Source organism: Stenotrophomonas sepilia (genome assembly GCF_003244875.1).
GTDB classification, from domain to species: domain Bacteria; phylum Pseudomonadota; class Gammaproteobacteria; order Xanthomonadales; family Xanthomonadaceae; genus Stenotrophomonas; species Stenotrophomonas sepilia.
This window is the reverse complement of record NZ_LXXZ01000066.1, coordinates 1-24,498: the sequence shown is the minus strand read 5'-3', so window position 1 is coordinate 24,498 and position 24,498 is coordinate 1. Positions and strand designations below refer to the sequence as shown.

Here is a 24,498-nt window from a genome sequence, read left to right as displayed (position 1 = left end):
TCGTTCCGGGTTCATGACGCCTGAAGCAAGCGCAGCCGAGCATGGGCTCGGCTCTACATGCCAGGGCGGAATCCGCGTCAGCGTCTGCAACGCCCGGTCCCAGGCGTCATTCGCGCTTCCGCGATTCCAGCAGGTCCAGGTTGCGGATCAGGCGCCGCGAGATCTCATCGGAGATCACCCCGCGCCGGGTCAACCGGAACAGTTCCTCGCGCTCGGCATTGAGGCCGGCGCTGCGCAGCTGGCGGTACCCCAGCTCCATGCGCCGCACCTTCTCCGGGTCCACGTCGGGCCCATCGTTGTCCTTCTCCAGGTGCCGCTGGTACAGCAGGCTCACCCGCGAGGCAGCGTCGTTGTACAGCTGCACGTTCTCGGTGTTCTGGTTCATCACCAGCTGCTGGCGCATGCGCTCGACCCCGGCCAGCGCGGCCTTTGACGACAGCCGGCGTGCCAGGTCCTCTTCCTTGCGCTCGCCCGAATCGGCCGGCAGCTGCAGGCCCTTCAGCAGCTGCGGCAGCGCCACGCTGGCGCCGACCAGCGAGAACAGGATCACCGCCGCGGCCAGGAAGATCACCAGGTCGCGCGCCGGGAACGCGCTGCCATCAGGCAGGAACAACGGCAGGGTCAGCACGCCGGCCAGGGTGATCGCGCCGCGCACGCCGGCCACCGAGGTCGCCACCACGATGCGCCAGTTCGGTGCCTCGCCGCGTTCCAGGCCTCGGCGGCGTGCACGCAGCAGGTTCCAGCGCAGCGACAACCATACCCACAGCAGGCGCAACAGGATCAGCGCCAGGTTGATCACCACCACGTACACCAGCAGCCACCATGCACTCTGGTGGCCGGACTCGTTCATGGTGGTGGTGGCGCGCTCGACGATGCCGGGCAGCTGCTCGCCCAGCAGCACGAACATGATGCCGTTGAAGCTGAACTGCAGCATGTTCCAGACGCCCGCGCGCTGTACGCGCATGCTGCCGGAGACACGGCCGGTCAGCTCGACGTAGCTCATCGCGATACCGGCGGCGACTGCGGCGAGGATGCCCGAGGCATGGATTTCTTCGGCCAGCAGGTAGGCCGCGAACGGGATCAGCAGGTTGACCAGCATCGCCGCACCCGGTTCCTCGCCGAAGCGGCGCCACAGCCAGCGCTGGAACGTGGACACGCCGAGGGTAACCGCCACGCCCACGGCAAGGCCGGCCACCGCCACCCACAGGAAGGTCAGCGAGGCCGTGGCCAGCGAGAAGGAACCGGTCATCACCGCCGCCACCGCGAAGCGGAAGCAGACCAGGCCGGACGCATCGTTGAGCAGCGACTCGCCTTCCAGGATGTGCATCAGTCGCTTGGGAATCGGTGCCTTGGAAGCGATCGCGCCGACCGCCACCGGATCGGTCGGCGAGACGATGGCCGCCAGCGCAAAGCACACCGCCAGCGGCATCACCGGAATCATCCAGTGGATCAGCAGGCCGGCACCGATGACGGTGAACACCACCAGGCCGAAAGCCAGTTCGAGGATCGCGCCCTTGTCGCGGAACAGGCCCTGCTTGGGGATGCGCCAGCCATCAAGGAACAGCAGCGGCGGCAGGAACAGCAGGAAGAACACTTCCGGCTCCAGCGCGTGGCCGCGGTTGAACACCCCGGCGATGACCGCGCCCAGGCCGATCTGCACCAGCGGCAGCGGCAACGAGAACGGGAGGACGCGAACCAGGTAGCCGCTGGCGACAACGGCCACCAGCATCGCCAGGACGACTTCAATGGTATGCATGCTTCTTCCAGGAAGCGGCGCGCGGGGAGGCTCGAAGGCCAGCGCCGGAAACCCGGAAAAAACTACCACATGCGGCCATGAGCGCGACGGCCGGGGCGGTCGCGCGTCAGCCCCGGCTCATGCCCCGTCGAAGCGGTACAGGTCCATGGCGAGGAAGCCGGCATCGATGCCGGCATCGATGCGGCGCGCACCGAAGCTGTCCTCGCCGGCTGCGCCCATCGCGAAGAACAGCGGCAGCAGGTGCTCGTCGGTCGGGTGCGCGCGTTCGGCGAACGGCGCCTGCCGGCGGTAGTCGAACAGGGCCTGGCGATCATCGGCGGCCAGGCGCTGTTCCACCCATTCGATGAAGGGCCGCACGTACGGCGCTTCCTTGCCGTCCTGGTAGTCGCCCCAGTCGTGCAGGTTGTGGGTGATGCTGCCCGAGCCGACCAGCAGCACGCCCTGCTCTCGCAGTGGCGCCAGCGCGCGGCCCAGCGCGAACTGGTGCCCGGGGCCGAGCAGCGGCTGGATCGACAGCGGCACCACCGGGATGTCGGCTTGCGGGCGCAGCAGCCGCAGCGGCACCCACGCGCCATGGTCGAGGCCACGCTCAGGGTCGAGCGCCACCGGCAGGCCGGCAGCGGCGATGCGGCCGGCCACGTCTTCGGCCAGCGCCGGATCGCCCGGCGCCGGGTACTGCAGTTCGAACAGTGCGCGCGGGAAGCCGCCGAAGTCATGGATCGTCGGCGGCTGCGGATGCGCGCCGACCTGCGGCTGCCGCCCCAGCCAGTGCGCCGAGGCCATCACGATGGCGCGCGGCGTCGGCAGGTCGCGCGCCAGCTCGGCCAGGCGCACGCCGACCTGGCCCGGATGCAGGGCGGTCATCGGCGAACCATGGGAGATGTACAGCGAAGGCAGGCGGGACATGGAATCCTCCGGTTGCAGGGTCAGGCGGCGATCAGCGCGAACGCAGGGTCCACTTGCCGTCGCCGACCAGGAACAGCACCACCAGCGCCAATGCCCAGAACGCCGGGTATTCCCAGCCGCCGCCGGCATTGGCGAAACCGAAGCCGTTGGCGCCGTGCACGGTGACGATGGTGCCCAGCAGCAACGGGACGCCGGCCAGGCCCACCCAGCGCGCGTAGATGCCCAGCAGCAGCGCAGTGGTGATCACCAGCTCGGCGCCGATGGTGAGGTAAGCCAGCACGCCGGGCAGGCCCAGCGATTCGAAAAATGCCGCCGTACCGGCCGGGGTGAATACCAGCAGCTTGATCAGCGCATGGACCAGGAACAGCACGCCCAGGGCCAGGCGCAGCAGGGTGGCACCGTACGGGGCCAGCGGCGAGACAGGAGCGGTCGTGGTGTGCATGGCAAAGCACCTTGACGGGAGTGGAGACAGGTTATTGCGCCTTCATGAGACGATAAATACGATCGTTTGACCTTATTTATTTCAGAAGGCGCAACAATGGACACCCTCGAGGCGATGCGCGTGTTCGTAGCGGTGGTCGAGCGCAACGGCTTCAGTGCCGCCGCGCAGGCCCTGGACATGTCGACCGCCGGCGTCACCCGCCAGGTCGCGGCACTGGAAAAGCGCCTGTCCACCCGCCTGCTCCACCGCACCACCCGGCGGGTCAGCCCCACCAGCACCGGCGCCGCCTACTACGCCCAGTGCGTGCGCCTGCTGGCCGAGTTCGACGCGCTGGAGGCCAGCATCGGCGCGCAGGCGCTGGAACCCTCCGGCACGCTGCGCATCAACGCACCGGTCAGCTGGGGCATCGCCCGCCTTGGCCCGTTGCTGGCCAGCTACCGCGAGCGCTTCCCGCAGGTGGAACTGGACCTGGCCCTGTCCGACCGCCTGGTGGACATGGTCGAGGAAGGCTACGACGTGGCCATCCGCATCACCCGCGAGCCGAGCCCGGCGCTGATCGCGCGCCGGCTGGGCGAATCGCGGGTGAGCCTGTGCGCGGCGCCGTCCTACCTGGCTGCACGCGGCACCCCACAGACGCCGCAGGACCTGCAGGATCACGCGTGCCTGAGCTACAGCTACTGGGCCGCTGGCGACCACTGGCCGCTGCAGGGACCCGGCGGTGAAGTGAAGGTGGCGGTGAACAGCCTGCTGCACGCCAACAACGGCGACGTGCTGCGCGAAGCGGCGATCGCCGGCATGGGTGTGATCCTGCAACCCGACTTCCTGCTGAAAGACGCGCTGGCCGATGGCCGCCTGGTGCGCGTGCTACCGGAATGGGAGGCCTCGCCGATCGGCATCTTCGCGGTGTATGCCAGCCGTAGCCACCTGGCGCCGAAGGTGCGCAGTTTCATCAACCACCTGGTGGAGGCCGGGGTGTAGCCGAGTCTCGCGCTTGCCGGCCAGCGGCCGGCACTACCGTCATGCTTCCGTCTGATGCTTGCCGGCCAGCGACCGGCACTACCGTCATGCTTCAGTCGGGCGCCTGCCGGCCAGCGGCCGGCACTACCGTCATGCTTCGGTCGGATGCCTGCCGGCCAGCGGCCGGCACTACCGTCATGCTTCGGTCGGATGCCTGCCGGCCAGCGGCCGGCACTACCGTCATGCTTCGGTCGGGCGCCTGCCGGCCAGCGACCGGCACTACCGTCATGCTTCAGTCGGGTGTGCTGGCCGCTGGCCGGCAAATACGAAAATCCGTAATGTTTCGGTCGGGTAGTGCCGGCCGCTGGCCGGCAAATACGAAGCCCCGATCAGGCAGGGACTTCATCCAGCGCGTCGATGATCCGCTCCAGCGGCGCCGGCCGCCCCAGCAGGTAGCCCTGCACCTGGTCGCAGCCGTGCGCGGCCAGCCAGTCCAGCTGCCCCGGCGTTTCAACGCCCTCGGCGATGATGGTCAGGCCCATGCTGTGGCCGAGCGACAGCAATGCGCGGCAGATCGAGGCGTTGCGCGGATTGGTTTCCACGTCGGCGACGAAACTGCGATCGATCTTCAGGATGTCCAGCGGCAGGTGTTGCAGGTAGGACATGCTGGAATAGCCGGTGCCGAAATCATCCAGCGACACGCGGATGCCCTGCTCGTGCAGGCGTTGCATGGTCTGCATCGCCTGCGCCGGCTTGCGCATCAGGCTGCTCTCGGTCAGCTCCACGTGCAGTGCGCCGCGAGCCAGTCCGAACTCCTGCTGGACGCGGGTGAATTCGGCCACCAGGTCGCTGTTGAAGAACTGCACTGCCGACACGTTGACCGCGATCGGCAGCTCGCCCCAACCGGCCTCGACCAACCGGCGCTGTGCCTTCGCCGCGGCGCGGATCACCCAGCGGCCCAGTGCCAGGATCAACCCGGTGTCCTCGCACAGCTGGATGAACTCGTTGGGCGGGATGAAGCTGCCATCGGCCTGCGGCCAGCGCAGCAGTGCCTCCAGCGCGGCCGGGCTGCCATCGCTGGCATGCCGGATGGGCTGGAAATACAGCTGGAACTCGTTGTCGATGGCGGCGTGGATGCGCCCGGCCAGGCGCAGGCGGTCGGCCAGCCGCGTGGTCACTGCCGCATCGAACCAGACCACCACGTTGCCCTCGGCACGCGCCGCGTGCGCGGCCTGTGCGGCCATGCCGATCACCTGCTCGGCGCTGTGGCCGTCACCGGCAGTACGGCCACACCGATGCGCGGTTCGAACTGGTGCAGCGAATCCTTGCCACGCATCGGCGCTGACACGATCTGCAGCAGGTCATCCAGCACGCGCTGGGTATCGTACTCGGCCCCGATCGCGAACACGAAGTCTTCCGCCGGCTGGAATGCCAGCGTGCCGCAACGCGCCCCCAGTCCACCGAGCCGGGTCGCCATCGACTGCAGGACCGCATCGCCGATCTCGCGGCCCAGCGTATCGGCCACAAGCTGCAGGCCACGCAACTGCACGAAGGCGATGGTGTAGCCCTGCTGCTGCTCGTCCAGCTGTTCGGTCAGGGCGCGCACGTTGAGCAGGCCAGTGGCCGGGTTGTGCCGTGCCCGATAGGCCAGGTCGCGCTCGTAGGCCAGCCTTTCGCTGACATCCTCGGCCAGCACGAGGCACGCCGGCTGTCCATCGAAATCGAGTTTGGACAGGTGTGCGCGCACCTCGAACACACTACCGTCCTTGCGCCGGTGCAGGCGCACGGTCGCGTCCGGAGGATCGCCCACCTGTGCGCGCTGGATGGCACCACGCACCTCGTCCCAGCCTTCGCGCGGGCGGATGTCGAGGATGCTCATCGCCAGGAACTCGTCGCGGCTGTAGCCGTACTGGCGCACCGCAGCGTCGTTGACCTCGATGAAGCGCAGCGTATCCGGGTCGAACACCCAGAACGGTGCAGGATTGCGGTCGAACAGCAGCCGGAAGCGCCGTTCCACTTCGCTCACCTGCTCGCGCGCCTGGTAACGCTCGCTCAGGTCGGTCAGCGCGCCGATCATGCGCCGCTCGCTGTCGGCCACTTCCACCCGCTGCCCACGCGCGCCCACCCAGCGCACCTCGCCCCCGGGCAATACCAGGCGGAACACCTGGTCGAGCACGGCGCCGCCGGCGAATGCCTGGTCAAAGGCATGCTGCAGGCGCGCGGCATCGTCGCGGTGCACGCGTGCGAAGAAATCGGCCACCGACAGCGCATCGGTCTGCACGCCAAAAATCTCGCGCGCCAGCGGCGACCAGCGCAGCAATGCGGCGTCCTCATCCACGTACCAGGTACAGACACGACCGACCTGGTGCGCAAGACGCAGCTCGGCGTGGCCTGTTTTCAGCTCCTCGGCCATCGCCTGCTGGCTGCGGGTGCTGCGCCGCACGGCGTACAGCAGCACCAGCAACACCGCGATGTAAGCCAGTACGATCGCCACCGACGCCTGCAGGTACGGCCACCACGGCGCCAGTACGTCTTCGTCGGCCAGGCCGACCTGCACCGCCAGCGGGCTGTGTTCCAGCGTGCTGATGGTCATGATGCGCGGTACGCCGTCGACCACACCCGGCACGCTGCCCAGCTCGACCACCGCCTGCGTGCCGAGCAGGTCACGGCGCGGCAGGCCGTAGCGGCGGCCCACCGTGCCGTGCGGATCAGGCACGCGGGCCAGCATGTAACCCTCGGCATCGCTGATCGAGACCAGTCCGTTGGGGCCGACATCGAGGCCGCCGACGATGCGTTGCAGTTCGCCACAGCGCAGCCGTGCCAGCAGCCAGCGTTCGCCGGCCATCGGCAGCGCCAACGGCACCACCCAACCGCCATCGCTGGCCCGCTGCGGCGGGCCGATGTACAGGGCGCTGCCCTGGCCACGACGCTGCGGGTCGGTCCACAGCGGCAGCTGCAGGTCGCCCTCGCCGGCCGTCAACGGTCGGCCATGGCGGTCGAGCACGGCGATGCTGTGCAGTTCGGCATGCCGGCCCAGCACCCCGCCGATGGAGGCATCCATCAAGGCCGGCGCCTGCGCAGGCACGCTGCGGAACAGCTCGGCGGCGTCGGCGGCGATGCCGGACATGGCGCGCTCCAGGTTGCGCAGTTCCAGCGCCAGCAGGCGCTCGCTGCCCACCGCCAGCGCCCGGCTCTGCCGCTGTGCCGCTTCCAGGCGGCGGTGGTAGTCATTGACCAGCATGAGGGTCAGGCCGGTTACCAGCAGCACGCCCAGCAGCACTCCGCCCCAGGTAATGGCGCGCAGCGGGCGGGCCAACGCGCGTTTCAGCGCGGGCATCGGCGGGTGTTCCTTGTGCAGTCGGCTGGCTTCATGCGCGAACGAATCCTCCACGTCCCCGACCTCAACGGCCGGTGGACGCCATTCTTGACGCCTGACCCGCCCCCGCATGGCCACCTCCCCGTGTCCGCGCAGGGCTCCAGGGTCCAGCATGCACCACCCCGGTGACGGCGTGAAGATCGCGTCTGCGCGTTCAGCCAGATCCTGCACAGGACGGGCGGCGCAAGGACGCGGCCAGTGGCGCCGGAGCGGATTAGACTTGGGGTTTTCCGCTGCAAGAGAAGTCCATGTCCAAGCTGCGCCGTCCCACCCTGGCGCTGGCCATCGTTGCCAGCCTGTCCCTGGCCGCCTGTGACCGCCCGGCCGAACCGGCCGCCGGTGCCACCGCGCCGGCCGATGCCGCCCCCGCTGCGGCCAAGCCGATGCTAGGCAGTTTCGGCTTCGATGCCAGCGGCATGGATCGCAGCATCGCCGCCGGCGACGACTTCTTCGGCTTCGCCAATGGCACCTGGGTGAAGAACACCGAGATTCCGGCCGACCGCTCGCGCTTCGGCAGCTTCAACGTCATTGCCGAGAAGACCCTGGCCGACACCCGCGCCATCCTTGAAGGGGCGGCCGGCAACACCAAGGCCAGCGGTGACGACAAGCTGATCGGCGACTACTACGCTGCCTACATGGACGAAGCCGGCATCGAGCAGCGCGGCGTTGCACCCGTGGAGCCGCAGCTGAAGGCGATCGATGCGATCGCCGACAAGGCCGGGCTGGCCCGCGCCCTCGGCGGCGACCTGCGCGCCGACGTCGACCTGCTCAATGCCACCAACTTCTACACCGACCGCCTGTTCGGCCTGTGGGTGTCGGTGGACCTGCTGCAGCCGGACCGCACCGCGCCGTACTTGGTGCAGGGCGGGCTGGGCATGCCCGACCGCGATTTCTACCTGGGCGGCGGCCGCATGGCCGAGCTGCGCAAGCAGTACCAGGCCTACATCGCGCAGATGCTGCAGCTGGCCGGTGTGGCCGATCCGGCCGGCAAGGCGCAGCGCATCCTGGCACTGGAAACGAAGATCGCGCAGGCGCATGCCACCCAGGAAGAAACCAATGATGTGACCAAGGGTGCCAATCCGTGGACCCAGGCCGACTTCAATGCCAAGGCGCCCGGCATGGACTGGAACGCCTTCCTCGACGCGGCCGCGCTGGGCAAGCAGCAGGACTTCATCGTGTGGCAGCCCAAGGCCGTGGCCGGCCTGTCCAGGCTGGTCGCCACCGAGCCACTGGAGGTGTGGAAGGACTACCTGGCCTTCCACGCGCTGGACCGTGCCGCCGCCTACCTGCCGAAGAAGTTCGCCGATGCCCGCTTCGCCTTCCATGGCACCGCGCTGAGCGGCACGCCGCAGCAGAGCGACCGCTGGAAGCGCGCCGTGGATGATGCCAACCATGCCGTCGGCGAAGCGATCGGCAAGCGCTATGTCGAGAAGCACTTCGACGCGAAGACCAAGGAACGCGCGGACGAGATGGCCAAGAACATCATCGCCGCCTTCGCCAAGCGCATCGACGCGTTGGCGTGGATGTCCCCGCAGACCAAGGCGAGCGCCAAGGCGAAGGTGGCCGGCCTGACCGTGGGCATGGGCTATCCGGAAAAGTGGCGCGACTACACCGGCCTTGAGATCCGCCGTGATGACCCGCTGGGCAATGCGCAGCGCGCCGAGCTGTTCGAGTACCAGCGCAACATCGCCAAGCTGGGCAAGCCGGTCGACCACAGCGAGTGGGCGATGCTGCCGCAGACCATCAACGCGATGAACGTACCGCTGGAGAATCGCCTGGTGTTCCCGGCCGCGATCCTGCAGCCGCCGTTCTTCGACGGCGCCGCCGACGACGCGGTGAACTACGGTGCGATCGGCGCGGTGATCGGCCACGAGATCAGCCATGGCTTCGACAACGCCGGCGCGCTGTTCGATGAAACCGGCAAGCTGCACAACTGGTGGACCGCCGAGGACCTGAAGCAGTTCAACGCCGCCGGTGATGCGCTGGCCGCGCAGTTCAGCAGCTACGAGCCGTTCCCCGGCGTGCATGTGAACGGCAAGCTGACCCTGGGCGAGAACATTGCCGACGTGGCCGGCCTGGGCACCGCCTACGATGCCTACCAGCTGTCGCTGCAGGGCAAGCCGGGCCAGACCCTGGAAGGCTTTACCCCGGACCAGCGCTTCTTCCTCGGCTTCGCCCAGGCGTGGCGCAGCAAGAGCCGCGAGCAGGCGCTGCGCAACTCGCTGCTGACCGATGTGCATGCACCGGGCCAGTTCCGCGCACTGACCGTGCGCAACATCGACGCCTGGTACCCGGCGTTCGAGGTGAAGGAAGGCCAGAAGCTGTACCTGGCCCCGGACAAGCGGGTCAAGGTGTGGTGATGTAACCGGAACGGGCGCCGCAAGGCGCCCGTTTCACTTGCGGGTAGCTGCCAACCTTGGTTGGCGCTTCCGCGGCACCGCGAAAAGCGTGCCAACCAAGGTTGGCACCTACCAGGCAACCGCGGGCCACTCGCGCAGGATCTCCACCGGCGCGCCCATGCGTGCACAGGCGCGGCTGGCGAGGCCGTCGGGCAGCGCACGGCGGAACAGCGGCGCCATGCCCTGCATCAGCTTCGCAGACGCCGCAGCCTGGGCGCGCTGACGGCCACTGCGTGCAAGCATGCCTTCGGCCCAGTCCGGCAGCAGCGCCGCGCCCGCACCGAGGAACACCTCGCGCGACAGCCCCGGCACCGGTACCGGCAGGCGCACGCCGGACAGCACCTCCAGCACCTCGCGCGAGCGCTCATCCACACGCAGCTCCGGCTGACGTGCACAGAAGTACGCCGCCACTTCCGCTTCGCTGCGCGGCACATCCACCGCGCCCAGTGCCTCGGCCACGCAACGGTACTCGTCGTAATAGCGATCGGCGATGTGCGCCGGCACCTCGCGCCCGTAGCGTCGGAACCCCTGCAGGAAACCGAAGGCTTCGGTCACGTGCACCCAGGTCAGCAACTGCGGATCGTCGGCGGCGTAGGGCTCGCCCTGCGCGGTCTGGCCGCGGATCTGCGCATGGATGCGGCGCACCCTGGCCACCAGCGCCTCCACCTCGCCGCTGGGCGCATAGCTGGTGCCGGCGACGAAGGCGGTGGTGCGGCGCAGCCGACCCACCAGGTCCTGGCGGAAATTGGAGTGGTCATAGACCCCGGCCAGCGCGCGTGGGTGCAGGGTCTGCAGCATCAGCGCGCACAGGCCACCGGCGAGCATCGAGGGAAATTCGGCGTGCAGCCGCCAGGTGACGCTGTCCGGCCCGAACCAGCCCGGGTCGCCCTGCGGATGGTCGTAGTCGATACCACTCTGGCCGCGCGGGAAGGCGTCCAGTACCCAGCGTCGGATCGGCGCCGTGACGGGGCGGGAGAGTCGCTGCAGCAAAGCCGGCATCACAGGTCCAGGAGAGGCGGAAGAACAGTCGCGTCTTGCGCGGTTGGCTCCGATTCTCGGCGATCACGCCTCCGGCGGCGAGCCTCCCCGCTCAGCGACGGTTTCATGTGCGGCCGCAGCACGTTTCACCCTGCGACATCCTGTCGCAGGCCGTGACTGCGCTGCTGCATTGCATCAATTTTCACTCCCGCCGGTCAAACCCTTGCGCCGCTTGGCATTGCCCCCATTGCACGGCTCGCTGGAAGTGCTAGAACTGGATCCGCCACACCGTCCAATGCTGATCGACGCACGTTCCACAAGGAGCCAGCCATGATTGCCTTGTTCAAGGGTTTGGGAATTCTGCTTCGCGACAACGAGCTCTACAGCAGCCCGTTCGACAAACAGGTGGCGCACTGGCGCAACCTCAGCGAGCAGCAGATCCGCGATGAAGTGGCTGTGCTGGCCCAGGCCAAGTGCCAGTGGCTGATCGCCTCGATCGTCGGCTGGCAGGCGGCCTCGCTGCTGATCCTGGGCCTGATCGCCAACTACCTGTGGCGCGACGACTTCCATATCACCTTCACCCGCGTGGTGATCGTGTTCGGCTCGTGGGTCTCGATCCTGTTCGTGATCTGGTTCATGGCCAACATGTTCGATCAGCAGGCCGGCTTCGAGCGCTGGATGAAGGCGTTCAACAGCCGCGCCCGCATCAGTTCCAAGGCCGACAGCGTGGAGCACGTGGCCGAGGCGCTGGACCTGGCCGAGCACTACCCGGAAGTGCTGGACTATAAGCAGGCGGTCACCGCCAGGCGCGAACTGCGCCACGAGGACATCCGCATCATGACCGAGATCGGCCGGATGAAGCAGCACTCCGAACTGGTCGGCCGCCTCAACCATGTGGGCGAGACCGAGCACCATCACGACCTGACACTGCAACCTGCCTACTGAGCCTTCAGGGAAGCGGGGGGACCCACACTGCCACCGTGATCACTCACGGTGGCAGTGTTCTATCGGGTCCTGGCTGACGCACTGGCGGAAGCCGTCGGGTAGCCCACGCATGGCCTCGGTCTTGCCTGCTGCAACGGCAAACCGGCGCAGCGGCGGTGTGGTGCACGCGGCATCGGTGCTGCACGCTGGGTCCAGCACCAGGTAATGGCAGTGGCCACTGCTGCTGGCAATGCACTGAAAGCGCGCCTCGCCATCGACCACCGTACTCTTGCTGTACAACGTGTCCACGCCGTTGGCATGGGTGCGGGTGATCGAGGTGTTGCGGGATTTTTCGCAGCCGGCCAGTGCCAGCACGGCAACGCACGCAATCAGCAGACGGGACATGTTCATTCCTCGGTGCAGGGGGATGCGGCTGCGGCTACATGCCGCGGAACAGGCTCATGAACGGCTGGCTGACCACCAGCGTCTCCGTCCGCCCGCGCAGGCGCAGCACGCCGCGCCCGGTATCGTCGCGGCTGACCGCCGCCACTGCCTTCATGTTGACGATGGTCGAACGATGGATCTGGCGGAAGTGCTGCGCATCGAGCACTTCCAGCAGCTCGCGCAATGGCGTGCGCAGCAGGCTTTCGCCGCTGGCGGTGACCACGGTCGTGTACTTGTTGTCCGCGCGGAAGTACGCCACGTCTTCCAGCATGATCAGCTGCGTCTCGCGCCCATTGCTGGCGGTGATCCAGGCCAGTGGCGGGCGCTCGGCCGCGCCCTGCGACGGGCCCAGCCGCTGCAGCAGGCGCTCGAGCACGGCATCGTCCTGGCGCGTCGATGGCAGCCGCGACAGGATGCGTTCGCGGGTGGCCAGCAGGCGCTCGTCGCTGACCGGCTTCAACAGGTAATCCATCGCGCCCTGCTCGAACGCATCGATGGCGTACTGGTCGTAGGCGGTGACGAACACTACCTGGGTGCGCGGGCTCAGCTCGGACAGCGCGCGTGCCACCTCGATGCCGCTGATGCCAGGCATGCGGATATCGAGAAAGGCGATGTCCGGCTGCTTCTCGGCCAGCTGCTCCAGCGCGCTGGCGCCGTCCTCGCACTCGGCCACCAGCTTCAGGTCCGGCCACAGCCGGCGAAGTTGCTCCACCAGCGACTGCCGCAGCAGTTCTTCGTCTTCAGCGATCAGTGCCTCAAGCGGCATGGCTGCGCTCCTTGTGCGACTGCGGCAGGGTCATGGTCGCTGCCACGCCACTGGGGAAGTTGGCGACGATCGCCACGCCGGCCTGCTCACCACAGGTCAGGCGCAGGCGCTCGCGCAGGTTCTTCAGGCCGATGCCGGTACCACTGGTGCCCTGGCCGAAGCCGAGCCCATCGTCGGCCACGGTCACCGTCACGTGGTCATCGAAGCCGCGCGCCAGGATCCAGATCGTGCCTCCGCCGGGCTTGGGTTCAAGGCCATGCTTGATCGCGTTTTCCACCAGCGTCTGCAGCGCCATCGCCGGCAGGTGCACGCCATGCAGTTCGCTGGGCACCTGCACTTCCACCGCCAGCCGTGCGCCCATGCGGATGCGCAGGATCTCCAGGTAGGCGCGGGTGCGTTCCAGCTCCACGCCCAGCGTGGACACCGATTCGTCCACCTGTGGCAACGAGCTGCGCAGGTACTGGATCAGGTGGCCGAGCATCTGCTCGGCCCGTGCCGGGTCGGTGCGGGTCAATACCTGCGCGTTGGCCAGCGTGTTGTAGAGGAAGTGCGGTTCCACCTGCGCATGCAGCAGGTTCAGCCGCGCCACCGACAGTTCCTTTTCCACCTGGGTCTGTTCGGCCGCAGCCTGTTCGTCGCGGCGCTGGTCGGCGACGCGGCGACTGATCGCACGGGTGACTGCTTCAGCGTTCTCGAAGTTGCTGCCCTCGTCCAGCGCCAGCAGGTCGGCCCACCAGCCGGCATCGGGTTCGAACAGCAGGGTAACGGTGCTGGTGCCCTGCCCCGGCGTGACCGTTGCCAGCACGCTGTTGCGCTTGATCGCCAGCCGCGCAGGCAGGTTCCAGCGCGACGGCTGGCGGCCATTCCAGAGATCGACCCGGCGCACATAGGCGCGCACCTGCAGGCTGCCGGCCGAGCTTTCCACGTCTTCCACGCGGGGTAGTTCGGAGATTGCCGCCTCCACCACCGAGAAGGCGTGGCCGGCGTCCATCGGCAGTTCGATCTGGCGGCGCTGGCGACCGGACAGGGTGGTGGCGTCCAGGCGACCGGCCACCAGCCAGACCCGGCGGATGTGGGTGATGGCACTGCCCAGCGCGGAAATGATCAGGAACATCGCCAGCAGGCCGAAAATCCAGCCCGGGCCATCGTTCATGCCACTGAAGATGCCGCTCCAGACCATGCCAGCGACGAACAGCGCCGCAGCCCAGGCCAGCAGGTGACGGAACAGGAGTGAGAGGCTGGCGAACACGGCGGCGCCTTGGAGGAAGGGGGTGAGCCGAGCATAGGGCGGCCGGCCGGGCAAGCAAGCGGCCTGCGACGAAGGGCCGGAAAGTGCGGATGGAAGCCGTTCTGGTAGTGCCCTGCCGCTGGCCGGCATCCCGTTATGTCCGCAAACCTGGCAGCAGTGCCGGCCAGCGGCCGGCACTACCGGTGCTTCTTACTTGCGCTGGCCGGCGCTGGCGTCACGCACGGCGCGGAACGACTCGTCCTTGCTCCAGTTCGGCCAGGCACGGGAGTTGGCCAGCTGGTTGCCCAGCGTGTACAGCACTTCCAGGTCGCGGGCGGCACCGGCGAACACCCAGTCCGGCTGCCATTCGTCGCCCTGCTGGTGGTAACGCTTGGCGGTGTAGTCCTCGGAGGCTTTCTTGCCTGCGGCGACGCCACCGTCCACCCAGTCCTGGCCGGCCGACCAGGACAGCGCCGGCACGCCACGCTTGGCGAACGGGAAGTGATCGGAGCGGAAGAACAGGCCCGCTTCCGGCTTCGGGTCCGGCGTGTAGCGGATATCCCAGCCCTTGGCCACGTCCTTCAGCTGGTCCAGCAGCTCGAAACGCGCGGCGCCGTAGATGCCGAAGTCACGCGACGGGCCGAACGGCGCCATGCCGTCCATGTTGATCACCGCCACGGTCTTTTCCAGCGGGTACAGCGGATGGGTGGCGTAGTACTCCGACCCCAGCAGGCCCTTTTCCTCGGCGGTGACCGCCAGGAACAGCAGCGAGCGCTCCGGGCGCTTTTCCTTGGCGAAGCCACGGGCAAGCTCGATCAGCGAGGCGGTACCGCTGGCGTTGTCCAGTGCGCCGTTGAAGATGCGGTCGCCACGCGCGTCCGGCTCGCCCACGCCGATGTGGTCCCAGTGCGCGCTGTAGATGATCGTCTCGTCCGGGTGGCGGCTGCCTTCCAGGCGTGCGGCCACGTTGTGCGAGGTGATCACTTCGGTCTTCACCGCGTACTTCGCGTCCAGGCTGGCGCCGGTCAGCGGCACCGGGGTGAAGTCGCGCTGCTGCGCCTTCTTCTTCAGCGCCTCGAAGTCCTGCCCGGCGGAGCGGAACAGCTCCACCGCCAGGTCGCGCTGGATCCAGCCTTCCAGCAGCGGGTGGCTTTCGGCCGGGTTGTCGCGCACCACGTCGAACATGGTGTTGGTGTTGGAACCGGCCACGGTGGCCCAGCCATAGGAGGCCGGTGCGGTCTCGTGCACGATCAGCACGCCCAGTGCACCCTGGCGCGCGCCTTCCTCGTACTTGTAGGTCCAGCGGCCGTAGTAGGTCATGCCCTTGCCGTCGAAATCACCCTGGCCGGTCTCGAAGTCCGGATCGTTGATCAGTACGACGGCGATCTTGCCCTTCAGGTCCACGCCCTTGAAGTCGTCCCAGTTGCGCTCCGGCGCTTTCACGCCATAGCCGAGGAACACCAGCGGGGCCTTGCTGATGTCGACGTTGCTGGCGCCGTTCATGGCGGCGCGCACGGCAATCTGCTTGCCCTGCTCCAGCGCAACGGTCTTGCCGCCCTGGTGCAGCGCCAGCTGCGGTGTGCCGACGATGTCGCCCTTGCGCAGCGGCACGGCCTGGGTCCACAGGCGCTTGCCGTCCTTCAGGTCGCCGCCCGGCTGCAGCCCGGCATCGGCGAACTGCTTGCTGAGATAGGCGATGGTCTTCTCTTCGCCGGCGGTGGCCGGCGAGCGGCCTTCGTAGGCGTCGGAGGCCAGTTCCTTGACGTCGGCGGAGATCCGCGCGCCATCGAATTTCGGGGTGGCCGCCATCAGTGCGCTCGACACCGACAGGGCCAGCACGCCCAGTACCACTCGTTTCATTGCTCTCTCCAGCAGGGAAATCCTTCTGGAGTGTAATGGGATTCGGCAGGGCTGCGCCCTGCGCCTGCCGAAACAACGGCAACAGCCGAAGCAACAGCAAAAGCTGGTTTCCTGAGGGTAGGCGGGGTGGGTCCGGCTGCTGTTGGTGGGGTCTCGACCTTGGTCGACACGAACGGAAACACGAAGGGGTCAGATCCCTTTCCCGGCAGGAAAGGGTTCTGACCCCATCTGTGTGTCGCTTGGGCGTGTTACCAGTTCGGGTCTTCGGCCGGGGCGGCAGCAGGTTTGGGCTTCGGCTTGGCCACCGGGCGCGCGGCGGTAGCCGGTGCTGCCGAGGCCGTTGCGCCAGCAGCGGCGGCAGCCGGCTTGCTGCCCAGCTTCTGGCGCAGTTCGATCTGGCCCGGACGGAAGCCGCCGCGCATCGCGTCAACGCCATCTTCGATGGTGCCGTACGAGGTCTGCGCAGCCACGCGGTCGATGCGGATGGTGCAGCACGGGTGTTCGCTGCGGCCCAGCGAACGGCCGGTCTGCGGGTCCTTCAGTTCCTCGCCCAGGCGCACGGCCTGCCAGCGCTGGCCGGCCTGCACGGTGTCACCGCCCTGGCTCAGCACCACCTGATCACCGTCCACCGACACCACCGATACCGGGAACAGCGTGGTGACGATGCTGGTGCCGATCTGGCCGGACAGCGATTCCATCATCGCCGCAGCCATGTTGCGGCCGTTGACCACACGCGGCAGGGTGCTCGGGCCGGTCGAGGCCAACTGGTGGTCGAAGCTGTCGGACATCACCACCTGGCCGGTGGTGGCGTTGATCAGGCGCAGGGTGATGCGGCCGCCACCGGAATACGAGGTCACCTGGCGGTCGGACATGCGCAGGTTGCGCACGCTGCGCGGGTACTCGAAGCGTTCGATGGTCGGGATCAGGATCAGGTCGGTCGCCAGCTGCTGGCCGACGCGGGCAGTGTCCTGCAAACGCACGTTGCCGCTGTTGATGTGGTCGATCTCGGCCTGCAGTTCGTCGCCGAACTCGCGATCCAGCACGATGAAGCGCTGGGTATGGGTCAACGTGTCGGACAGGCGTGCGCGGATCGCGTCGGCCACTTCATCGGCGCTCACGCGGCCATCGCCCACGGCATAGCTGCCGGCCTTCGTACGCGGCAGCGCGACCACGATCTTCGGCTTGCCCTGCTCGTCCGGTGCGCGGTACTGGGCGATCTGGGCACGCACGCGTACCTTCCAGTAGCTGCGCATGCTGCGGTGGGTCACGTCGGAATCGAACGAGCTTGCGCCACGCTTGGCATCGACGCTGACCTTCTCGTCGTAGCTTTCCCTGACGCTGGCCGAGGCACCGCCGCCCTTGGCCGTGGCTTCGCCAGAGGCGCTGGCAGAGGCCGAGCCCTTGAAGCTCCAGCCTTCATCGCTGGCGCGCACGCGGGCGATGGTTTCCTCGTCCAGCTGCCGCACTTCGTCCTGCGACAGGATTTCATAGCCCAGCACCGCGCCCTGCGAGCCGGCGATCATCTGCTGGGTGAACGCGTCGGCGCGGATATCGCCGACGTGTTCATCATCCACGTCCACATGCAGGCCTGCGCGCAGGCTCTGCATCTGGCTGGCCACGCGTACGCCGTTGACCTGCGCCACCGCCGACTGCAGCGCCGCCAGCACCGCCAGTTCCGGGGTGCTGCCGATGCCGTCGGCCTCGCGCGCGACCTGGGTGGTGCCGCCGAAATCCGGCGTGCCACGCAGGGGCGCTGCTTCCACTGGCGCATTGCTGGCCAGTGCACTGGTTGCCTTGTCCTTGGCGGGTGTGGGCGCATCGGCGGCCGGGGTGTCCTGCTTGCCGCAGGCTGCAAGCAGCACGGCAGCCAGGCCCAGGCCGATCAAACGGGAGGTCGTACGCATGGGGTTGATCCTCGGATCAGATCGAGTCGAGCATCGAATCGGCGTTCGACGGCACCTTCACCTTGCTCTTCTTGGCGAAGGTCACGGCCGACTTGGTCGAGCCGTACAGGCCCTGGATGAAGCCCGGCGATTCCTTGGCCACCCATGCACCGGCAGCCAGCTTGCGGCCGACGGTCGCCATCTGGGTGGCGCCCAGGTTCTTCATGCCGGCGGTGAAGTTGCTGGCTTCGCCGCCCAGCTTCTGCGCTTCGGCAGCCGACGCCAGCAGCGAGACCAGGCCTTCGGCATAGTGCTGCTTGGATTCAGCGTTCAGCTCCGGCTGCGCGGCCTGGCGCTCGTCGATCGCGGCCTGAGCGGCTTCGCTGACCGACACCGACTTCTTCATCGCATCGACGCTGACCGAACCCGACGACAGCGCCTGGCGCTCGGCTTCCAGCAGCTGCACCTGCTCGGCCAGGCCGAAGGCACGGGCGAACGAGGTCTGGGCCTGCAGCGAGTGCGACTGCGAGCTGACGAAACGACGCACCAGTGCTTCCTGCGCGGCTTCATCCGGTGCGGCGGCGCTGGAGGCGCTGCTGCTGGAGGTACCGGTGGCGGCGCCGGCCAGGTCCTTCAGCTTGCCCAGGCCAGCGTGCGCCGGCATCGACAGGGTGGCGGCCGCGATGGCCAGGACAAGAGCGGTATTGCGGATCATGTGAGAGTCCTTTGGGAGAGACGGCCGCGGTGCGGCACGTGGGGAATCGGTAAGCCCCGGTGGATGCCGAGCGCGCTCGGCACCCACGGGGGCGGCGGATCAGCGGACCGCCTTGACGTTCAGTTCGTTGATCATCTGCTGGGCGGCCTTTTCGGCAGCCAGCTGCAGGGCATTGGTACGGGCCACGGTTTCATTCGGGCCGGTGCCGGAGAACTGCACCGGGCCGACCGACGACACGGTGCGCGGGAAACGACCGGTCACATCCAGCACCTTGCCGGTGACGGTGACGAACACGCGGGTGTTGCCACTGGCCGGATCACGGTCGCGCATGCCGATGTCGAGGGTGCCGACGGCGATGTACGGAATGTTGGCCGCACGGATGCCGTTGGCGGTGTCACGCAGGGTGGCCGGGGCCAGGTCGTTGCCGGTGCTGAAGTCCTTGCGGATGCGCTCGATGCTGAGCAGGCCACGCGATTCGCCTTCCACGTATTCGGCTTCAACCACTTCGTAGCCCGCGGCGCTGAAGGCCCCGGTCATCGCGGTGTTGACCTCGGCGGCGTTGGCCACCTTCCAGGTGATGTTGTCGGCGCGCGCGGTGGTGCTGCCGCCGCTGGTGACCGACACCGAACCATTCTGGTTGATGCTGCCGTTGGTGCTGACCGAGTTGCCGCGGAAGCTGTCGCCCTCACGGGTGTTCTCGCTGTAGCTGCTGCTGGCGTCGACGCGGCGGTATTCCTTGTCCTGGAACGACTGCACGGTGTCCTGCGAGCGCGCCATGAACAGGAAGGTCAGCAGCGAGCGCTGCGCGGCGGTGGCACCGGCCACGGCCGAACCCGCATCCAGCTTGGTCTGCAGCAGGGTGGTGTTGATCTCGGCACGGACGGTGACGGTGTAGGTCTTGGCTTTCTTGTCTTCGGTGTCCGACAGCGGCACGGCGCTGAGCACGTAGCGGTCGATCTCACCGATGAACTCGGCGCGGCGCGCTTCGAACAGGCGCAGCTTGGCCGCACCGGTTTCGGCGATGTACGCCTCCAGGGCATTGACCTTGGCCTTGTTCAGGGCCTGGGCACGGGTATCGGCACTCAGGCGCAGGCCGTAGCTGGCCGAGCCGGTGCCGCGCGAACTCGCGGTCTGCGCAGCGACCGGCGAGGCCACCACCAGCGCGATGAGGATGAGCAGGATGGTACGCATCAACGACATGACTTGATCAACTCCTGGAGGGCTTGGGTCTGCTGCTGCAACGGGCGGCCGCCCGGCTTCTGTTCGTCCAGCCAGGCGCGCGAATCGGCACGCTTGGCGGCGGCGCCGGCGAAGGCGTCGAGCCCGGCCAGCAGGGTTTCGTAGCTGGCCGACCACTGGTCGACCTGCCACTGCGTGGCCGGCACCACCTTGGTGGCGCCCTTGCGCAGCGGCTGTTCGAAATAGACCTTCCCCGAGAACGGCTCGGTCACCCTGGCGGTGAAGAAGGCGCCGAACAGCATCGTCTTCATCGCCGGGGTTTCCTCGATCACACCGCTCTTCAGTGCATCGACCTGCAGGTTGATGACGTAGTCGGGCTCGGGAATCTTCAGCTGGTAGACCTTGCCGTCGGCAAAGCGGGCAGCCATCGCGCCACCGATCGCCTGGCCCGAGGCCGGCGGCAGCAGCCCGACGCCGGTGTTGGACGACAGCGTCTTGGACAGTTCATGGGCGAGGGTGGCGCGCAGCGGCGCTTCCCACTTCGGGTCGGGCAGCTTGGCGCGGACCGCGTCGGACAGGGTTACACCACCGACCTGCAGACGGCGCACCGCCGCGTCGGGCAACCTGGCCTGGGCGAGGCTGGCCGCCAGCACCTGCGACAGGCTGGTATCGGCGCCGCCATACAGCAGATCGGCGACGATCGCGTCGATATCGTCGTTGTCCGGTCGGTAATCCTGCACGTCGATGCGCTGCAGGGTCAGCGGATAGGACGCGATCACCTGGCGCTCGCGGAAGTCGAAGAACAACGCCTGCAGCGCCACTTCCACCAGCACCTTGTACTGGTCGCCGATCGGCTCGACCGAGACCAGTTCGCGGTCCAGCGCGGCGGCCAGCACGGTGGCGCTGGTGGTGCCGTCGAGCATCGCCACCGGCTGGTCGATCAGCTCCAGGTGGGCCGGTGCGCGGCGCTTGAGCGACTGCGCCAGCGTCTGGTTCAGCGGGATCAGGCCACGCCGTTCCAGCACCGCATGCGCATGTGGGGTGGTCGCCTGCACGGCGGCGGCGTCAGCGGTATAGGCAAAACCGGCCCAATAGGCCTGCTGCGATTTGTCCGCGGCCTGCACGGCCATCGGCCATACGGCCAGGCACAGGGCACAGGCAAGCAGGCGCGCAAAAGCGCGCGATGCGCTCTTCGTCCTTGAATACATCCAACCGCTCCTCGGTCAATACGCACGGAATGCGGGCGCTGATGCGTCCGCTGGGCGCGAAACATAGCCGCTAAGGCGCGCGGCGACAAGTGCTGTCCTTGTCGGCTCAGTCCGTGGGGGGCAGGCCCGCCCGCTGCCGCAACAGTCCACGCTCGGCCTGGTTCTGGCTGAGCCGAGCCGCCTCGCCAAAAGCGTCACGCGCATCCTGCTCGCGCCCCAGTGCCTGCAACAGCTCGCCACGCACCACCTGCAGCGGCGCGTAGTCACGCAGGCGCGCGTCGACCAGCAAGGGCTGCAGCTGCGCCCAGGCGGCAAAGGGACCGTCGCTGCGCAGGATCGCCACCACCCGGTTCAATGCCACCACTGGCGAAGGCTGCACCTGCAGAAGCTGTGCATAGAGCGCAGCAATGCGCGGCCAATCGGTATCCTCGGGGCGGCGCGCCGCTGCATGGCAGGCCGCAATGCGCGCCTGCAGCACGTAGGGATCGTCGCCACCACCCGCGGCCAGCGCACGCGCCAGCACCTGCTGCCCACGTTCGATCTGCAGCCAATCCCAGCGTGCGCGGTTCTGCTGGTCCAGCAGCACCGGCACGCCCTGCGCGTCCACCCGCGCCGCTGCGCGCGAGGCCTGCAGCTCCATCAGCGCCAGCAGGCCCAGTACCGGCGGCACCGGCAACCGATGGGCCAGGACGCGGGCCAGCCGCAGCGCTTCCTCGCACAGCGCCGGGCGCATCCAGTCGTCGCCGGCGCTGGCCGCATAGCCTTCGTTGAACACCAGGTAGATCGCCTCCAGCACCGAGGCCAGGCGCTCCGGCATCGCCTCCGCGCGCGGCACTTCATAGGGCACCTGCTTCTGCGTCAGGGTGCGCTTGGCGCGCACGATGCGCTGGGCGATGGTCGGTTCCGGCTGCAGGAACGCGCGCGCGATCTCCACCGTGGTCAGGCCACCGAGCAGGCGCAGGGTGAGCGCCACGCGCGCATCGGCCGGCAGCACGGGATGGCAGGCCACGAACATCAGCCGCAGCAGGTCATCGCCCAGGTCGTCCTCCAGCGCCTGGCTGTCATCGGGTGCCGGCAGCGCCGCCGGATGCAGTTCCTCGCCCCATTGCGCGTGCTGCTGAGCCACGCGTTGGTGCTGGCGCAGCACATCGATGGCACGGTTGCGCGCGGTGGTCATCAGCCAGGCTCCGGGGTTGTCCGGGATGCCCTGCTCCGGCCAACGCTCCAGCGCGGCCAGCCAGGTGTCCTGGGCCAGTTCCTCGGCACGGCCGACATCGCCACCGAGCAGCCGCGCCAGGCGCGCGATCAGCACTGGCGACTCCATCCGCCAGAGGGTTTCCAGACGCTGCGTCAGTGCGGGCTCGAGCATGCGCCGATCACAGCACGCAGGCCCGGCCCGCACAAGCGCCGCAGCTCACGCTTCAACAATCGGCTTGAAGCCGCCCCAGAACATGCGCTTCGTATCGAACGGCATGTCCTTCGGGCCCAGCGACGCCAGTCGCGGGTCGGCCATCACCTTTGCGTTGATGCGGTCGCGTGCCGCGCGCGAGCGGAACACCACGAAGGCGACGATCACCGTCTCGCCCGGTTTCGCCTTGACCGCGCGCGGCAACGAGGTGCTCTTGCCCGGCTCCACATCGTCGGCCACGCATTCCATGTACTGCAGCGCGCCATGGTCCTTCCACACCGCGCCGGCCTTGCGGGCAAGGCGGCGGTAGGCCGCCACCTTGTCCTGCGGGCACGGCAGCACGTAAGCGTCCACGTAAGCCATGCGGGTTCTCCTGCGGCGGCCGTCAGCCCGGCTCGCCGTCCATGTGTGCGATCTCCCAGAGATGGCCGTCCAGGTCCTGGAAGCCACGCTGGTACATGAAGCCGTAGTCGCGCGCCGGCTGCGGTTCGCTGGCGCCGGCGGCCAGGGCCTTGTCCACCAACTCGTCAACGGCCTTGCGACTGGGTGCCGAGAGTGCGTTGATCACTTCGGTGTGGGTGTGCGCGTCGGCAATCGGCTTGTTGGTGAACTGCTGGAAGAAGGGCTGGGTCAGCAGCATCACGTAGATGCTTTCGCTGATGACCATGCCGGCCGCGTCGTCGTTGGTGTAGGTCGGATTGAAGCTGTAGCCCAGCGCGGTGAAGAACGCCTTGGACTTCTCCAGGTCCTGCACGGGCAGGTTGACGAAGATCATCTGCGGTTGTGGTGCACTCATCGTTGAAGCTCCTTGTGGATGACAGAGGCGGGATCAGGGCTGCTTCATGCAGTTGACCATCCACGGCTTGCCGTAACGGTCGATCAGCATGCCCCAGCGATGTGCCCAGAACGTTTCGCCGATCGGCATCTGCACCTGGCCACCTTCGGCCAGCGCGGCGAACACGCGTTCGGCTTCTTCGATGCTGTCGACATCGACATTGATGGTGGTCGAGCCGCCCTCGCCTCCGCCGGGGCCGTCGGCTGCCATCAGGATGGCGTTGCCGATCTCGAGCTGGCTGTGCGCGACGTGGTCGAGGGTTTCCGGCGGCATTTCGTTGCAGCCCGGCGAGCCATCGGAGGGCGGCATGTCGCGGTACTTCAATTCCGAGGTGACCTGGCCACCGAGTGCCTTGGCATAGAACGCCATTGCCTCGTGGGCCTGGCCGCTGAAGCCGAGGAAGGGAATCAGTCTCATGGCAATACTCCGTTGTGCGGTTCAGGGTGGTAGTGCCGGGGCGTGCCCGGTTGGGAGAGGAATCGGGTCAGCCTTCCAGCTGTGCACGCAGACGCTGTTCCTGCTGCTGTAATTCGGGGGTGAAGGCTTCACCAAAGTCTTCTGCGGAGATCAGGGGACGCAGTTCCAGCGTGCCGCCCTCGCCGAACGGCGCACGGCTGGCCCATTCAACGGCCTCGTCCAGCGACCGCACCTCCCACAGCCAGAAGCCGGCGATCTGTTCGCTGGCAGGACCGAACGGACCGGCCTCGACCTTGGGTGCCCCGGCGCCGAAATGAATGCGACGGCCGCGCTGGGTGGCGTGCAGGCCTTCACCGGCCAGCATGATGCCGGCGGCCACCAGTTGTTCGTTGAAGGCGCCCATTTCGGACAGTTCCTGTTCGCTGGGCATGCGGCCGGCTTCGGAGTCGGCGTTGGCCTTCACGATCACCATCACTTTCATTTTGGTCTCCCGTGGGACGCGTGGTGCGTGCCCTTCACTGGGTACAACGAACCAGGGGGCTGGGAATCGACACGTCCTCTGAAAATTATTTCTTCCGTGGAAAGCGCGCCTTCGGCGAAGGTCGGCGAACGGCGGAGCCCCTCCGCGGTGGGTTTGGGTGGTCGCTGAAAGCGCGGGTTCATGGCTTTGGCCGGGTGGGTAGGCGGGTCGGGGGACGCCGTAAACCCATCCATGGGGGCTTGGCCGCGGCTTGCTCGTGTGCGCTGTCCTGCGCACACGGCAAGACCGGGGTTGGGCATCGTGCCCAACCCGCCCGAGGCATGCCTCGGGCCCATG

20 protein-coding genes and 1 pseudogene are annotated in these 24,498 nt (G+C 67.8%); 3 read left to right on the top strand and 18 right to left on the bottom strand.

Annotation, left to right across the window (positions count from 1 at the left end; genetic code table 11):
• Positions 1 to 106: 106 nt before the first annotated feature.
• From A7X97_RS13905 to A7X97_RS13895, 3 genes are all read right to left on the bottom strand, one after another.
• Positions 107 to 1,756: a Na+/H+ antiporter gene (locus A7X97_RS13905; protein ID WP_005415111.1), complete on the bottom strand. Its 1,650-nt coding sequence runs from the start codon at positions 1,754 to 1,756 to the stop codon at positions 107 to 109.
• A 117-nt stretch (positions 1,757 to 1,873) separates the two neighbouring features.
• Positions 1,874 to 2,662, bottom strand: coding sequence for a dioxygenase family protein (locus tag A7X97_RS13900; RefSeq protein WP_111008070.1), 789 nt, complete (start codon positions 2,660 to 2,662; stop codon positions 1,874 to 1,876).
• Positions 2,663 to 2,693: 31 nt separating this feature from the next.
• On the bottom strand, positions 2,694 to 3,104 hold the full coding sequence (locus A7X97_RS13895) for a DoxX family protein (RefSeq protein WP_061478627.1): 411 nt from the start codon (positions 3,102 to 3,104) through the stop codon (positions 2,694 to 2,696).
• 96 nt (positions 3,105 to 3,200) lie between these two features.
• On the opposite strand from A7X97_RS13895, the gene A7X97_RS13890 reads away from it, so the two are divergent.
• A complete protein-coding gene (locus tag A7X97_RS13890; RefSeq protein ID WP_072167727.1) occupies positions 3,201 to 4,082 on the top strand; it encodes a LysR family transcriptional regulator in 882 nt (293 codons plus the stop codon).
• 368 nt (positions 4,083 to 4,450) lie between these two features.
• Here A7X97_RS13890 and A7X97_RS13885 read toward each other — a convergent pair.
• Positions 4,451 to 7,509 (bottom strand): annotated as a pseudogene (locus tag A7X97_RS13885) (bifunctional diguanylate cyclase/phosphodiesterase).
• Between the two features lie 176 nt (positions 7,510 to 7,685).
• Between A7X97_RS13885 and A7X97_RS13880 the strand changes: the two are divergent.
• Positions 7,686 to 9,797, top strand: a complete 2,112-nt coding sequence (locus tag A7X97_RS13880) for a M13 family metallopeptidase (RefSeq protein ID WP_072167725.1) — start codon at positions 7,686 to 7,688, stop codon at positions 9,795 to 9,797.
• Between the two features lie 108 nt (positions 9,798 to 9,905).
• On the opposite strand, the gene A7X97_RS13875 is transcribed toward A7X97_RS13880, so the two are convergent.
• Positions 9,906 to 10,835: an oxygenase MpaB family protein gene (locus A7X97_RS13875; RefSeq protein WP_072167724.1), complete on the bottom strand. Its 930-nt coding sequence runs from the start codon at positions 10,833 to 10,835 to the stop codon at positions 9,906 to 9,908.
• Between the two features lie 309 nt (positions 10,836 to 11,144).
• Here A7X97_RS13875 and A7X97_RS13870 point away from each other — a divergent pair, with 309 nt between their 5' ends.
• The gene (locus A7X97_RS13870) at positions 11,145 to 11,759 is read left to right on the top strand and encodes a hypothetical protein (protein ID WP_049411437.1); all 615 of its coding nucleotides are present in this window, start codon (positions 11,145 to 11,147) and stop codon (positions 11,757 to 11,759) included.
• Positions 11,760 to 11,798: 39 nt separating this feature from the next.
• Here A7X97_RS13870 and A7X97_RS13865 read toward each other — a convergent pair whose 3' ends face one another.
• From A7X97_RS13865 to A7X97_RS13805, 13 genes are all read right to left on the bottom strand, one after another.
• Positions 11,799 to 12,143 (bottom strand): hypothetical protein, encoded by a 345-nt coding sequence (locus A7X97_RS13865; protein WP_031270794.1) that lies wholly within the window; start codon positions 12,141 to 12,143, stop codon positions 11,799 to 11,801.
• A 34-nt stretch (positions 12,144 to 12,177) separates the two neighbouring features.
• Positions 12,178 to 12,948, bottom strand: coding sequence for a LytR/AlgR family response regulator transcription factor (locus A7X97_RS13860; protein WP_088496427.1), 771 nt, complete (start codon positions 12,946 to 12,948; stop codon positions 12,178 to 12,180).
• Positions 12,938 to 14,197, bottom strand: a complete 1,260-nt coding sequence (locus A7X97_RS13855) for a sensor histidine kinase (RefSeq protein WP_069140068.1) — start codon at positions 14,195 to 14,197, stop codon at positions 12,938 to 12,940. The genes A7X97_RS13860 and A7X97_RS13855 overlap by 11 nt, the downstream gene beginning before the upstream one ends.
• A 189-nt stretch (positions 14,198 to 14,386) precedes the next feature.
• Entirely contained in the window at positions 14,387 to 16,036 is a 1,650-nt protein-coding gene (locus tag A7X97_RS13850) for a M28 family metallopeptidase (protein WP_072167722.1), read from the bottom strand.
• A 248-nt stretch (positions 16,037 to 16,284) separates the two neighbouring features.
• A complete protein-coding gene (locus A7X97_RS13845; RefSeq protein WP_072167721.1) occupies positions 16,285 to 17,940 on the bottom strand; it encodes a CsgG/HfaB family protein in 1,656 nt (551 codons plus the stop codon).
• Positions 17,941 to 17,956: 16 nt separating this feature from the next.
• Positions 17,957 to 18,634 carry a hypothetical protein gene (locus tag A7X97_RS13840; RefSeq protein ID WP_005415096.1) on the bottom strand — a complete coding sequence of 226 codons (678 nt, stop codon included), beginning with the start codon at positions 18,632 to 18,634 and terminating at the stop codon, positions 17,957 to 17,959.
• A 99-nt stretch (positions 18,635 to 18,733) separates the two neighbouring features.
• Positions 18,734 to 19,834, bottom strand: a complete 1,101-nt coding sequence (locus A7X97_RS13835) for a hypothetical protein (protein WP_061478618.1) — start codon at positions 19,832 to 19,834, stop codon at positions 18,734 to 18,736.
• On the bottom strand, positions 19,825 to 21,021 hold the full coding sequence (locus A7X97_RS13830; protein WP_111008069.1) for a hypothetical protein: 1,197 nt from the start codon (positions 21,019 to 21,021) through the stop codon (positions 19,825 to 19,827). The genes A7X97_RS13835 and A7X97_RS13830 overlap by 10 nt, the downstream gene beginning before the upstream one ends.
• Positions 21,022 to 21,127: 106 nt before the next feature.
• A complete protein-coding gene (locus A7X97_RS13825; RefSeq protein ID WP_111008068.1) occupies positions 21,128 to 22,390 on the bottom strand; it encodes an RNA polymerase sigma factor in 1,263 nt (420 codons plus the stop codon).
• A gap of 45 nt (positions 22,391 to 22,435) precedes the next feature.
• A complete protein-coding gene (locus A7X97_RS13820) occupies positions 22,436 to 22,792 on the bottom strand; it encodes a DUF1428 domain-containing protein (RefSeq protein WP_111008067.1) in 357 nt (118 codons plus the stop codon).
• A 22-nt stretch (positions 22,793 to 22,814) separates the two neighbouring features.
• Complete coding sequence (locus A7X97_RS13815; RefSeq protein ID WP_005415091.1) at positions 22,815 to 23,225, bottom strand: VOC family protein; 411 nt, start codon at positions 23,223 to 23,225, stop codon at positions 22,815 to 22,817.
• Positions 23,226 to 23,258: 33 nt separating this feature from the next.
• Positions 23,259 to 23,681 (bottom strand): VOC family protein, encoded by a 423-nt coding sequence (locus A7X97_RS13810; protein WP_088496423.1) that lies wholly within the window; start codon positions 23,679 to 23,681, stop codon positions 23,259 to 23,261.
• Between the two features lie 67 nt (positions 23,682 to 23,748).
• Positions 23,749 to 24,162, bottom strand: a complete 414-nt coding sequence (locus tag A7X97_RS13805) for a YciI family protein (RefSeq protein WP_032953878.1) — start codon at positions 24,160 to 24,162, stop codon at positions 23,749 to 23,751.
• Positions 24,163 to 24,498: the final 336 nt, after the last annotated feature.